The following is a 13,546-nucleotide window of genomic DNA, read 5'->3' as shown; positions in this document are numbered from 1 at the left end:
GACGCCTGCGATATCGAGGCGCTACAGCGTTTTCAGCATCCGCACTTCACAGTCAACGTGGCCGGTGCAACCCAGCGGCCCGTCAATGTGCTCAAAGCCGAGATGTTCATATAAGCCGATCGCCTCCGTCAGGAAGGCGGTAGTTTCCAGATAGCAGCGTTTAAAGCCCTGCTCGCGGGCGTAGTCCAGCGCCAGCAGCGCCAGCTTCTTCGCCAGCCCCTGACCGCGCGCGCTGGTCATAAAATACATTTTCTGTAACTCGCAGATATCCGGCTCGCTGCAGGCGAGCGGCGCGACGCCACCGCCGCCAACCACTTCGCCCTCTTTCTCCACCACCCAATAGGCAGAGCCCGGCTGGCTGTACAGCTCATACAGTTCATCGAGATTCGGGTCGGCGACCGTATAGCCTTTATCGGCGGTCAGGCCATATTCAGCCGAGACCTGGCGGATGACCCTGGCGATGGCGGCATTGTCTGCCGCCGTAATGCGACGCAGCAACGTCGCCGCGGGGACGCTCGTATTCATACAATGACTCATTACCCAAAAAAGACGAATGATGATGTTAATAACATCGCGACAGGGGAAAGCGCAAGCGAGGATGTTTCATAAAAAAACGCCCCTTGCCGGGTGGCAAGGGGCGGGAGGATCACAGCGCGGCGATCACCGCCTGCTGCTCAATCAGCTTCGCTTTCGCTTCCGCGTAGCCTTCCAGCTTCTCGCGCTCTTTAGCGATCACCGCTTCTGGCGCGCGGGCGACAAAACCTTCGTTGGACAGCTTGCTTTCGATGCGGCCAATTTCACCTTCGATTTTGGCCACTTCTTTCGCCAGACGCGCCAGCTCATCTTCTTTATTGATGAGGCCCGCCATCGGGATCAGCAGCTCGGCGCCGTCGATAATCTTGGTCACGGAGACCGGACCTTTATCATCGGCAGGCAGCACGGTAATGCTTTCCAGACGCGCCAGGTTCAGCAGGAAGCTGCGGTTGTCGTTCACACGACGCTCGGCCTCTTTGCTGCAGCCGCGCAGCAGCAGTTCCAGCGGTTTACCCGGGGCGATGTTCATTTCCGCACGGATGTTACGCACGGCGACGATCGCCTGTTTCAGCCATTCGGTATCGGCCAGCGCCGCTTCATCGACCTGAGAAGCATCGTACTGCGGGAACGGCTGCAGCATGATGGTGTCGGCGGTGATACCGCAGATCGCTTTCACGCGCTGCCAGATGGTCTCGGTGATGAACGGAATGATCGGATGCGCCAGGCGCAGCAGACCTTCCAGCACGGTCACCAGCGTATGGCGAGTCCCGCGCAGCTCCGCTTCGCTGCCACCGTTCATCACCGGCTTGGTCAGCTCCAGGTACCAGTCGCAGAACTGGTTCCAGGTGAACTCGTACAGGATGCCGGCGGCGATATCGAAGCGGAAGTTATCCAGCGCTTCGCGATACGCTTTCACGGTGTGGTTGAATTCCGCGAGGATCCAGCGGTCGGCCAGGGAGAGCACCATTTCGCCGCCGTTGAAGCCACAATCCTGATCTTCGGTATTCATCAGTACGAAGCGGCTGGCGTTCCACAGCTTGTTACAGAAGTTACGGTAACCTTCCAGACGCTTCATATCCCAGTTGATGTCGCGGCCGGTAGAGGCCAGCGCTGCCAGGGTGAAGCGCAGGGCGTCGGTGCCGTGCGGCTCGATGCCGTTCGGGAACTGTTTCTCGGTGCGCTTACGGATTTTTTCCGCCAGCTGCGGCTGCATCATGTTGCCGGTACGTTTCTCCAGCAGCTCCGGCAGGGTAATGCCGTCAACCATATCCAGCGGGTCGATAACGTTACCCTTGGATTTGGACATCTTCTGGCCTTCGTCATCGCGGATCAGACCGGTCATGTAGACGGTCTTAAACGGTACCTGCGGCTTGCCGTTTTCATCTTTGATGAAGTGCATGGTCATCATGATCATGCGGGCGATCCAGAAGAAGATGATGTCGAAGCCGGACACCATCACGCTGGTCGGGTGGAACTGACGCAGGGCGTCGGTGTTTTCCGGCCAGCCGAGGGTGGAGAAGGTCCACAGCGCGGAGGAGAACCAGGTATCGAGAACGTCTTCATCCTGACGCAGGGCAACGTCGGCGCTCAGGTTGTTTTCCTGACGCACTTCGTCTTCGCTACGGCCCACGTAGACGTTGCCGTCGTTGTCATACCATGCCGGGATGCGGTGACCCCACCACAGCTGACGGGAGATACACCAGTCCTGAATATCGCGCATCCAGGAGAAGTACATGTTTTCGTACTGCTTCGGCACGAACTGAATGTCGCCATTCTCAACGGCTTCCACCGCCGGCTTGGCCAGCACGTCCGCACGCACGTACCACTGGTCGGTGAGCATCGGTTCGATAACCACGCCGCCGCGATCGCCGTAAGGGACGGTCAGATCGTGCGGTTTGATCTCTTCCAGCAGGCCGAGGGCGTCAACCGCCGCAACGACGGCTTTACGCGCCGCGAAGCGTTCCAGTTTCTGGAACTCCGCCGGGATCTCGTTGGAATAAACGTCGGATTCGTTGCCTTTGGTGTCATAGACTTCCGCGCTTTCGCGGATGTCGCCATCAAAGGTCAAAATATTAATCATCGGCAGCTGATGACGGCGGCCAACTTCGTAGTCGTTAAAGTCGTGCGCCGGGGTGATTTTCACGCAGCCGGTGCCTTTTTCCATATCGGCGTGTTCGTCGCCAACAATCGGAATGCGGCGGTTAACCAGCGGCAGCACCACGAATTTACCAATCAGGTCTTTGTAGCGCGGGTCTTCCGGGTTGACGGCCACGCCGGTATCGCCCAGCAGGGTTTCCGGACGGGTGGTGGCGACCACCAGGTAATCTTTACCGTCAGCGGTTTTCGCGCCATCGGCCAGCGGGTAGCGGATGTGCCACATGGAACCTTTCGATTCGCGGTTTTCCACTTCGAGGTCGGAAATGGCGGTGCGCAGTTTCGGGTCCCAGTTAACCAGGCGTTTACCGCGGTAGATCAGATCTTCTTTGTACAGGCGAACAAAGACTTCTTTCACGGCATTGGAAAGCCCCTCGTCCATGGTGAAGCGCTCGCGCTCCCAGTCCACGGAGTTGCCGAGGCGGCGCATCTGGCGGGTAATGGTGCCGCCGGATTCTGCTTTCCACTGCCAGATTTTGTCGATGAAGGCATCGCGGCCGTAGTCGTGACGGGTTTTCCCTTCTTCCGCGGCAATCTTACGCTCAACCACCATCTGGGTGGCGATACCCGCGTGGTCGGTACCGGCCTGCCACAGGGTGTTTTTGCCCTGCATGCGCTGGTAGCGAATCATGGTATCCATGATGGTTTGCTGGAAGGCATGACCCATATGCAAACTGCCGGTGACGTTCGGCGGCGGGATCATGATGCAGAAGCTCTCCTGGCTTTCATCACCATTCGGTTTGAAATAGCCCTGCTTTTCCCAGTGCTCGTAAAGCGGCTGTTCGATATCTTGTGGGTTGTATGTCTTTTCCATTATTTCCAGGTTGCCGTGTTCAGGTTGAAACCAGCCATGCGGTACGCTTTATAGCGTTCGCGCGCCAGTTGTTTCAGATTTTCTTCGTAAGGGACAAAGTCTATCACTTCTGTGAAAGCGGTGGCAAAATCTGCAAAGTTAAGCCGCAGACTGATCAGAATGTCCCGCGGGCTGCTGTTGCGTTTCTGCGGCCAGGCAATCTCCACTGGCGCACCGCCTCTCGGGCCTTCGCCCGCCAGATTATGCGGCACAAAGCTCTCCGGCGGCCGCGACCACAGCGCCTCGTCGAGGCGAATCGCCTGCTGCTCATCTTCACAGGCGATCAGGACGCGCTTGCCGTTGCGCCAACGTTCTGCGGCAATGTCACACACCAGCTGCTCGACGGCGCTCAGGCCTTCGACGGTGTTTTCGTTGTCCAGAAGGTAGAACGTTGCATTCTTCATATATGGGGCTTCTTGTCGTGGATTTAAATGCAAAGCCGGGTGGCGCTACGCTTACCCGGCCTACAAACGGCATCTTTCCGTAGGCCCGGTAAGCGTAGCGCCACCGGGCATCAGACGGCAATCACTCTTCGCCGTTAAAACCCGCACGATTGAGCAGGAACTGCGACAGCAGCGCCACCGGACGACCGGTAGCGCCTTTGGCCTTACCGGAACGCCAGGCGGTACCGGCAATGTCGAGGTGCGCCCAGTTGTACTTACGGGTAAAGCGCGACAGGAAGCAGCCGGCGGTAATTGCGCCGCCAGGACGACCGCCGATGTTTGCCATATCGGCAAAATTGGACTCCAGCTGATCCTGGAACTCGTCGGCCAGCGGCAGACGCCAGGCGCGGTCGCCCGCCAGTTCGGAGGCGCCGATCAGCTCATGAGCCAGCGGGTTATGGTTCGACATCAGGCCGGTGATGTGATGGCCGAGGGCAATCACGCAGGCGCCGGTCAGCGTCGCGACGTCGATAACCGCTTCCGGTTCGAAACGCTCAACGTAGGTCAGGACGTCGCACAGCACCAGGCGGCCTTCGGCATCGGTGTTCAGGACTTCCACCGTCTGGCCGGACATGGTGGTCAGGACGTCACCCGGACGATAGGCGCGACCGCCAGGCATGTTTTCACAGCCCGCCAGCACGCCGATGACGTTCAGCGGCAGCTGCAGCTCGGCAACCATCCGCATCACGCCGTACACCGCCGCGGCGCCGCACATGTCGTACTTCATCTCGTCCATGCCTTCGGCAGGCTTGATGGAGATGCCGCCAGAGTCGAAGGTCAGGCCTTTACCGACCAGCACGATAGGGCGCGCGTCCTCAGACGGGTTGCCTTTATACTCGATGACCGACATCAGCGACTCGTTCTGCGAGCCGTTGCCGACGGCGAGATAGGAGTTCATCCCCAGCTCGCGCATCTGCTGTTCGCCGATCACGCGGGTAATGACGTTCTTGCTGTAGGTATCGGCCAGCTGACGCGCCTGGGAAGCCAGATAGGCGGCGTTACAGATGTTCGGCGGCATGTTGCCAAGATCTTTCGCCGCTTTGATGCCGGCGGCGATCGCCAGGCCATGCTGAATGGCGCGTTCGCCGCTGGTCAGCTCGCGACGGGTCGGCACGTTAAAGACCATTTTACGCAGCGGGCGACGCGGCTCGCTTTTGTTGGTCTTCAACTGATCGAAGCTGTACAGCGTCTCTTTGGCGGTTTCAACGGCCTGGCGAACTTTCCAGTAGTTGTTGCGGCCCTTGACGTGCAGCTCGGTCAGGAAGCAGACGGCTTCCATTGAACCGGTATCATTCAGGGTATTGATGGTTTTCTGGATGACCTGCTTATACTGACGTTCATCCAGCTCGCGCTCTTTGCCGCAGCCAATCAGCAGAATGCGCTCAGACAGAATGTTTGGCACATGGTGCAGCAATAACGTCTGGCCAGGTTTGCCTTCCAGCTCGCCGCGACGCAGCAGGGCGCTGATGTAGCCGTCGCTGATTTTATCGAGTTGTTCGGCGATGGGGGAGAGGCGACGTGGTTCAAAGACGCCGACCACGATACAGGCGCTCCGTTGCTTCTCCGGGCTACCGCTTTTTACACTGAACTCCATGCACTATGCTCCTGAATCTTAAAGACAACAGTGGTGGCTACGGCTATACTCGTCGCCTTTCAAGTTGCAGATGCGCCGGCTGCGCCTGCTTACCTGATGCGGGCCTAACGCGCGCGCCAGGGGTCACAGCCCTGCTGCCTTCTTACAACTCGAAATCCATTGAGTATATAATTGCAAGCTTTCGTAACTCATGTCCGCTGTTGCGGTGACTTCGTGTTAATCTTAACGTTATTAAGGCCTGGGTTCGTCAGAAAAGATCCTGACATGCAGAACCGATGAGTCATTTAATCTTAGCGATGTTTTCAACGACCAAAGAGAATAAATGACGTTTAAGCCATGAAACAAGCAATTTTCCTGCAATAAAACGGGTTTTTACGGGCGTATTTATAGTGATAATCATAAGATATCTGGTTCGTGAGACGCTGAAAAGCCAGTTGGCGATCCTATTCATCCTGTTACTGATTTTCTTTTGTCAGAAATTAGTCAGGATCCTCGGCGCCGCGGTGGATGGCGATATCCCAACCAATCTGGTGCTCTCGCTGTTGGGGCTCGGCATCCCGGAGATGGCGCAGCTTATCCTGCCGTTAAGTTTGTTCCTTGGCCTGCTAATGACCCTGGGCAAACTCTACACCGAAAGTGAAATTACGGTGATGCACGCTTGCGGTCTGAGCAAAGCCGTGCTGATCAAGGCGGCGATGATCCTCGCGCTGTTCACCGGCGCGGTGGCGGCGGTCAACGTCATGTGGGCGGGGCCGTGGTCGTCGCGCCATCAGGACGAAGTGCTGGCCGAAGCCAAAGCCAACCCCGGCATGGCGGCGCTGGCCCAGGGCCAGTTCCAGCAGGCCAGCGATGGTAACGCGGTGATGTTTATCGAGAGCGTCAACGGCAACCGCTTCCATGACGTCTTCCTTGCCCAACTGCGTCCGAAAGGCAATGCGCGCCCCTCGGTGGTGGTGGCGGATTCCGGCGAGCTGTCGCAGCAGAAAGACGGCTCGCAGGTGGTGACCCTCAACAAGGGCACCCGCTTTGAAGGCACCGCGATGCTGCGCGATTTCCGCATTACCGACTTCAATAACTATCAGGCCATTATCGGCCACCAGGCAGTGACCTCCGATCCGGACGACACCGAACAGATGGATATGCGCACTCTGTGGCAGACCCATACCGACCGCGCGCGTGCCGAACTGCACTGGCGCTTCACGCTGGTGGCGACCGTCTTCATTATGGCGCTGATGGTGGTGCCGCTCAGCGTGGTGAACCCGCGTCAGGGGCGCGTGCTGTCGATGCTGCCGGCGATGCTGCTTTACCTGGTGTTCTTCCTGCTGCAAACGTCGATTAAGTCGAACGGCGGCAAAGGCAAAATGGACCCGGCTATCTGGATGTGGGCGATTAACCTGCTCTATTTTGCGCTGGCGGTGCTGTTAAACCTGTGGGACACGGTGCCGATGCGCCGCTTCCGCGCCCGTTTTAATAAAGGAGCGGCCTGATGCAGGCGTTTGGCGTACTTGACCGTTATATCGGTAAGACGATTTTCAACACCATCATGATGACCCTGTTCATGCTGGTGTCGCTCTCCGGCATTATCAAGTTTGTCGATCAGCTGAAAAAGTCCGGGCAGGGTAGTTACGATGCGCTGGGCGCTGGTCTCTACACCATCCTCAGCGTGCCGAAGGACATCCAGATCTTCTTCCCGATGGCGGCGCTGCTTGGCGCGTTGCTGGGGCTGGGGATGCTGGCCCAACGCAGCGAGCTGGTGGTGATGCAGGCATCCGGTTTCACCCGGCTGCAGGTGGCGCTGGCGGTAATGAAAACTGCGATCCCGCTGGTGCTGCTGACCATGGCGATCGGCGAGTGGGTGGCGCCCCAGGGCGAGCAAATGGCGCGCAACTACCGCGCCCAGCAGATGTACGGCGGTTCGCTGCTGTCGACTCAGCAAGGGCTGTGGGCGAAAGATGGCCACAACTTTGTCTATATCGAACGCGTGAAAGGCAACGATGAGCTGGGGGGCGTCAGCATCTATGCCTTCAATCCGGAGCGTCGTTTAGAGTCGGTGCGCTATGCCGCCTCGGCAAAGTTCGATAGTGAAAATAAAGTGTGGCGCCTGTCGCAGGTGGATGAATCCAACCTGACCGATCCAAAGCAGGTGACCGGGTCGCAGATGGTGAGCGGCACCTGGAAAACCAACCTTACGCCGGATAAGCTCGGCGTGGTTGCCCTGGATCCGGATGCGCTGTCGATCAGCGGTCTGCACAACTATGTGAAATACCTGAAGTCCAGCGGCCAGGATCCGGGACGCTACCAGCTCAATATGTGGAGCAAAATATTCCAGCCGCTGTCGGTGGCGGTGATGATGCTGATGGCGCTGTCGTTTATCTTTGGTCCGCTGCGTAGCGTGCCGATGGGCGTGCGGGTGGTGACGGGGATTAGCTTCGGCTTTATCTTCTACGTGCTGGACCAGATTTTCGGCCCGCTGACCCTGGTCTATGGCATCCCGCCGATCATCGGCGCGCTGTTGCCGAGCGCCAGCTTCTTCCTGATAAGCCTCTGGCTGATGATGCGCAAGGCCTAGCGGGTTAAGCCCGGAACGTATAAGCCCCCTCAACGATGAGGGGGCTTTTTTTTAGCGCTTGCGTCCGCCCAGCAGGCTGCCCAGCATGCCGCGGACGATCTGATTGGTAACCTGGCGAACCGCGCTTTTCGCTGCCGTCTGCACGATACCGTCGCGTTTGCCGCCGCGCGGGCCGGTGCTGCCGAACAGAATATCTTTCAGGCCGCCGAGCAGTCCATCGTCATCGCCGCTCTGCTGGCCCTTGGCCGGCGGGGCCGACTGCTGCCCGGCGGCGACCTGCACCCCTTGCTGCAGCATCTCAAAGGCCGACTCGCGGTCCACCTCCTCCTCATACTTGCCGTACAGCGGCGAGTGATTCAGCAGGCCATTGCGCTCGTCATCGCTGACCGGACCCATTCGCGAGCAGGGGGCGATAACCATCGCCCGCTCGACCACCGACGGGCTGCCTTTTTCATCGAGGAAGGAGATCAGCGCCTCGCCGGTGCCCAGCTCCTGGATCGCCTGTTCGGTACTGAAGGCCGGATTGGCGCGCATGGTCTGGGCGGCGGTTTTCACCGCCTTCTGGTCCTTCGGCGTAAAGGCGCGCAGGGCATGCTGCACGCGGTTGCCCAGCTGGCCGAGCACGGCGTCGGGAATATCCGCCGGGTTCTGCGAGACAAAGTAGACGCCGACACCCTTGGAGCGGATGAGGCGGATCACCTGTTCGATTTTATCCAGCAGTACCTGCGGCGCGTCGTTGAACAGCAGATGCGCCTCATCGAAGAAGAACACCAGCTTCGGTTTTTCGAGGTCGCCAGCTTCCGGCAGGCGCTCGTAGAGTTCGGAGAGCATCCACAGCAGGCTGGCGGCATAGAGCTTCGGCATCTGGTAGAGTTTTTCGGCGCTGAGGATATTGATCACCCCTTTACCACTGGCATCGACGCGCATCCAGTCGGCAATATCCAGCATCGGCTCGCCGAAGAAGTGCTCGGCGCCCTGCTGCTCCAGGGTTAACAGCCCGCGCTGGATGGCGCCGATCGAGGCGCTGCTGATATTGCCGTACTGATTCTGGAACGCTTTGGCGTTGTCGCCGATAAACTGGGTGATGGCGCGGAGATCTTTGAAGTCGAGCAGCAGCAGGCCGCGGTCGTCCGCGATGCGAAAAATAATGTTCAGCACGCCGCTCTGCACCTCGTTGAGATTGAGCAGGCGCGCCAGCAGCAGGGGGCCAAGATCGGAGACCGTCGCCCGAACCGGGTGACCCTTCTCGCCAAAGATATCCCAGAGCACCACCGGGTTGGCGTGCGGCTCCCAGTCGCTGACGCCGATCTTCTCCAGCCGCGCCTGCAGTTTCTCTGAGCTCTGCCCCGCGGCGGCAATGCCGGTCAGGTCGCCCTTGACGTCCGCCATAAATACCGGCACGCCAATCTCCGAGAACGACTCAGCCAGCTTTTGCAGGGTGACGGTTTTACCGGTGCCGGTCGCACCGGTGATCAGCCCATGGCGGTTGGCCATCGCGGGCAGCAAATACAGCGCGTTATCCAGCGTGCGCGCAATCAACAAGGGTGAGCTCATGATCGATTCCTCCATTTATCCTGCGACGATTATAGGCAACCTCGTCGTCCGGCGTTGGGGAAATTGTCACGTGCCGCGCATGCTGTCCAGAGCAGGCTTCAGGCGCAGTGGCGCTGGATAAGCGCGATGCTCTGCTCAATTTCGCGCTCGATATCCGTTTCGCTCCACTGCGCCAGTTCGGGCGCGAAGGGCTCAAAAGCGTATACCCCTTGATAGCCGCGGGCTTCCAGCGCTTTAACCTGCTCGCAGGTGCCGAGACGATCCTGCGGGGTTAGCATGATGCGCTCGGCATCGGTGAGCTGCTCGCGCGGACGGGTATCGTCCACCCCGGAAAGGTGCACCAGACCGATGTCCGCCACCTCCACCTGGCTGAACTCGTCCGCCGCCTGGGGGTAGAGATGGTGATGGAAGGTGTCGATCAGCAGCTTAAACGGCACGCGGGCGTCATGGATCAGCGTCTGCGCCTGGTGCGCAGAGCGCAGCGAGCTTTGTGGGAAGCCCAGCGGCTCCACCAGGCCGTGGATGCCATAGAACGCAAACAGCGGCGACAGATCGCGCAGGGCGCTCAGGGTTTCGCTGGCCGGCACTTCGCTGCCGTCGTTGAGCGGACAGAGTACCAGCGATTTGGCGCCGATGGCCTGGGCCTCTTTCAGCAGCGATTCGGTCAACTGCCGCACCTCTTCGCTACGACGGTTAAAGGGGTAGACTGCGTTAATCGTCAGGATCTCGATGTGGTAGCGCGCCGCCAGCTCGCGCACCTGCTGATGGCTCAGATCGTCGGTCACTTTTCCGCTGGGTAAATCGTTGCGTAGCTCAACCTTATTCAGGCCCAGACGGTTCACCAGACGGAAAAACGCTTCAATGCTGAGCGCTGGCGCGATTTTGCGGTTAATACAAAAACGTTGCATTGCGATGGCCATAGGACACTCCTGACGGAAGAGGGGTAGGTTCGTTCAATTGGCTAACAGTCAAAACGTTTATTCCAAAATTAGCAAGAATGGAAATGATGAATGTTTGAGCTGTCTCGCAAAATATCACCGGCCCCGACTGCGGGAGCGACAGCAGCAGGAAGCCGGGCGTCTTGAGGCGACGAGGCGGGATGCGGGAAGCACACAGGCAATCCGTCGGCGCAAAATGCGACTGTTATCACCAAAATGAAATTTCATTTCACGACAATGTTGAAATATAAATTTCATTTTACTACGGTTATAGCACAGCAGAATCAGCGACGGGCCGGTGTGCGCTGGCCCCCTTCACTATGAGGCGAGAACATGACGATCACAGGAAACTTTATTGGCGGGAAAACCGTTATTAGCAGCAGCAACGAAACGATGCCGGTATACGACCCGGCGACGGGCAAAGCGGTGCGCGAAGTCACGGTGTCAACCGCGCAGGAAGTCTCCGAGGCGATTCAGGTTGCTCGCGATGCGTTTGACAGCTGGTCCCGTACCACGCCGCTGCGCCGCGCCCGCGTGCTGTTCAACTTCAAAATGTTGCTGGAGCAGCACGTGGAAGAGCTGGCCGGGATCATCGTCAGCGAGCACGGTAAAGTGTGGTCCGATGCGCTGGGCGAGCTGACCCGCGGCATGGAAGTGGTCGAATTCGCCTGCGGGATCCCGCACCTGATTAAAGGCGAATACTCCTCTGACGTCGGCACCGGCGTCGACAGCTATTCGCTGATGCAGCCCCTGGGCGTGGTGGCCGGGATCACCCCGTTTAACTTCCCGGCGATGGTGCCGATGTGGATGTTCCCGCTGGCGCTGGCCTGCGGCAACAGCTTCGTTCTCAAGCCGCCCGCGCTGGCGCCGACGGCCGCCGTGCGGCTGGCAGAGCTGCTGAAAGAGGCCGGTCTGCCGGACGGCGTGTTTAACGTCGTGCACTGCAGCAATGAAGATGCTGAGCAGCTGTACACTGACCCGCGTATTGCGGCGGTGAGCTTCGTCGGCTCCTCCGGCGTGGCGGAGTATATCTACAAGACCGCCAGCGCCCACGGCAAGCGCGTGCAGGCCTTCGGCGCCGCCAAGAACCACGCGATTGTGATGCCGGATGCCGATCTCGACGCCACCGTTAACGCCATTATGGGCGGCGCTTTTGGCTCCGCAGGCGAGCGCTGCATGGCGCTGCCGGTGGTGGTAGCGGTGGGAGATGAAACTGCCGACAAACTGATCGCCCGCCTGAAGCCGCTGGTGGAAGCGCTGAAAGTGGGGCCGGGCTGCATGCGCGGCCAGGAAGAGAACGAGATGGGGCCGGTGGTGTCTGATACCCACCAGAAAAAAGTGCTTGGCTATATTGATAAAGGCGAGAGCGAAGGGGCAAAACTGGTGGTCGATGGCCGCAAACTGCGCGTGCCGGGTTACGACGCGGGCTATTATGTCGGCGGCACCCTGTTCGATCACGTCACCCCGGAGATGACCATCTGGCGCGAAGAGATCTTTGGCCCGGTGCTGGGAATTGTGCGCGCGGCGGACTATGACAGCGCCCTGGAGCTGGTCAACAGCCACGAGTTTGGCAACGGCAGCGCCGTTTTCACCAGCAACGGCCACACCGCGCGTGAATTTGTCCACGACGTGCAGGCGGGGATGGTTGGGGTGAACGTGCCGGTCCCGGTGCCGATGGCGTTCCACAGCTTCGGCGGCTGGAAGCGCTCGGTGTTTGGCGCGTTGAACGTCCACGGGCCGGACGGCGTGCGCTTCTACACGCGCATGAAGACCGCCACCGTACGCTGGCCGGCAGGGCAGCAGACCGTATCTGAATTCAGCATGCCGACATTAGGTTAATCGGCGAAGGAGAGCGCCATGTCGTTACTGGCTAAATCGCGAAAAGAGGGACAGATCCAGCATATTACGCCGCAAAGCGCCGGTTGGCGCTATATCGGCTTTGATGTCTGGATGTTGAAAAAAGGGCAGACCGTGACGCTGGAGAGCGGCGATCGCGAGCTGTGCCTGGTGCTGGTCGCCGGGCTGGCGTCGGTGAAAACGCAGCATGCCGATTTCCCGAATCTCGGTAAACGGATGTCGCCGTTTGAACGTACTCCGCCGTGGTCGGTCTACGTGCCGCCACAGGATAAAGTCGAGGTAACCGCCGATTCCGATCTGGAGCTGGCGGTATGCAGCGCGCCGGGCAAAGGCCGCTTCCCGGCACGCCTCATTCGGCCGGAAGACGTCGGCGTAGAGCACCGCGGGAAAGGGCGCAACCAGCGCCGGGTGCATAATATTCTGCCGGACAGCGCCGAGGCGGACTGCCTGCTGGTGGTGGAAGTGTACACCGACGAGGGGGCCACCAGTTCGTGGCCATCGCATAAGCATGATACCGCCCTACCGGGCAAAGAGACGCAGCTGGAAGAGACTTACTATCACCGCTTCGATCCGCCGCAGGGCTTTGCCTTCCAGCGGGTCTACACCGACGACCGTAGCCTGGACGCCTGTATGGCGCCCTACAACCACGATGTGGTGATGGTGCCGCGCGGTTACCATCCGGTGGCGGCGATTGCCGGTTACGACAGCTACTATCTGAACGTGATGGCCGGGCCGGATCGGAAATGGTTGTTCACCTGGGAAGATGACCACGCCTGGATCAACACGCCGGAGTACCCGCGCCGCGACTGACGCGCCGTGCAGAAGCGGATACAAAAGGCCGGATAGCGATGCTAACCGGCCTTCTTGTTTGAGGGCGGCAGGTGTTTTTTAGCGAAACGCTCCGCGGAATCCCACTCCCCGACCCCGCAAGCTCCGGCGCCATACCCGCCTTTGTGCCGGATGGCGCTACGCTTATCCGGCCTACGGTTCGTGCGACCTGCCGTTAATTTATTCACCATTCTTGCTGAAACTGCCGGTGCTGACGGCCTC

The 13,546-nt window shown here is 59.4% G+C and carries 10 protein-coding genes; 4 read left to right on the top strand and 6 right to left on the bottom strand.

Annotated elements, in window-relative coordinates:
* Nucleotides 1-21 precede the first annotated feature (21 nt).
* The 4 genes from HMPREF3096_RS06915 to pepA form a co-directional block, all read right to left on the bottom strand.
* Nucleotides 22-525, bottom strand: coding sequence for a GNAT family N-acetyltransferase (locus tag HMPREF3096_RS06915; protein WP_008807124.1), 504 nt, complete (start codon nt 523-525; stop codon nt 22-24).
* A 121-nt stretch (nt 526-646) separates the two neighbouring features.
* Nucleotides 647-3,502, bottom strand: a complete 2,856-nt coding sequence (locus HMPREF3096_RS06910) for a valine--tRNA ligase (RefSeq protein WP_032731810.1) — start codon at nt 3,500-3,502, stop codon at nt 647-649.
* Nucleotides 3,502-3,945, bottom strand: a complete 444-nt coding sequence (gene holC / locus HMPREF3096_RS06905; RefSeq protein ID WP_008807122.1) for a DNA polymerase III subunit chi — start codon at nt 3,943-3,945, stop codon at nt 3,502-3,504. The genes HMPREF3096_RS06910 and holC overlap by 1 nt, the downstream gene beginning before the upstream one ends.
* Before the next feature lie 121 nt (nt 3,946-4,066).
* Nucleotides 4,067-5,578: a leucyl aminopeptidase gene (gene pepA / locus HMPREF3096_RS06900; protein WP_008807121.1), complete on the bottom strand. Its 1,512-nt coding sequence runs from the start codon at nt 5,576-5,578 to the stop codon at nt 4,067-4,069.
* Between the two features lie 389 nt (nt 5,579-5,967).
* On the opposite strand from pepA, the gene lptF reads away from it, so the two are divergent.
* Together lptF and lptG are read left to right on the top strand one after the other, a co-directional pair.
* The gene (lptF, locus tag HMPREF3096_RS06895) at nt 5,968-7,065 is read left to right on the top strand and encodes an LPS export ABC transporter permease LptF (RefSeq protein WP_012969078.1); all 1,098 of its coding nucleotides are present in this window, start codon (nt 5,968-5,970) and stop codon (nt 7,063-7,065) included.
* Nucleotides 7,065-8,147, top strand: a complete 1,083-nt coding sequence (gene lptG / locus HMPREF3096_RS06890; RefSeq protein ID WP_008807120.1) for an LPS export ABC transporter permease LptG — start codon at nt 7,065-7,067, stop codon at nt 8,145-8,147. The genes lptF and lptG overlap by 1 nt, the downstream gene beginning before the upstream one ends.
* Before the next feature lie 51 nt (nt 8,148-8,198).
* Here lptG and HMPREF3096_RS06885 read toward each other — a convergent pair whose 3' ends face one another.
* Together HMPREF3096_RS06885 and HMPREF3096_RS06880 are read right to left on the bottom strand one after the other, a co-directional pair.
* Nucleotides 8,199-9,701 (bottom strand): helicase HerA-like C-terminal domain-containing protein, encoded by a 1,503-nt coding sequence (locus HMPREF3096_RS06885; protein WP_032731812.1) that lies wholly within the window; start codon nt 9,699-9,701, stop codon nt 8,199-8,201.
* Between the two features lie 98 nt (nt 9,702-9,799).
* Nucleotides 9,800-10,621 (bottom strand): TIM barrel protein, encoded by an 822-nt coding sequence (locus tag HMPREF3096_RS06880; RefSeq protein ID WP_032731813.1) that lies wholly within the window; start codon nt 10,619-10,621, stop codon nt 9,800-9,802.
* Nucleotides 10,622-10,972: 351 nt separating this feature from the next.
* On the opposite strand from HMPREF3096_RS06880, the gene HMPREF3096_RS06875 reads away from it, so the two are divergent.
* Together HMPREF3096_RS06875 and iolB are read left to right on the top strand one after the other, a co-directional pair.
* Entirely contained in the window at nt 10,973-12,478 is a 1,506-nt protein-coding gene (locus tag HMPREF3096_RS06875; protein ID WP_004146794.1) for a CoA-acylating methylmalonate-semialdehyde dehydrogenase, read from the top strand.
* An 18-nt stretch (nt 12,479-12,496) separates the two neighbouring features.
* Nucleotides 12,497-13,306: a 5-deoxy-glucuronate isomerase gene (gene iolB / locus HMPREF3096_RS06870; RefSeq protein ID WP_032731816.1), complete on the top strand. Its 810-nt coding sequence runs from the start codon at nt 12,497-12,499 to the stop codon at nt 13,304-13,306.
* Nucleotides 13,307-13,546: the final 240 nt, after the last annotated feature.

The organism is Klebsiella sp. HMSC25G12 (assembly GCF_001807705.1).
GTDB lineage: Bacteria > Pseudomonadota > Gammaproteobacteria > Enterobacterales > Enterobacteriaceae > Klebsiella > Klebsiella variicola.
The sequence above is the reverse complement of the archived record's forward strand: the minus strand, read 5'-3'. Positions and strand labels throughout refer to the sequence as shown.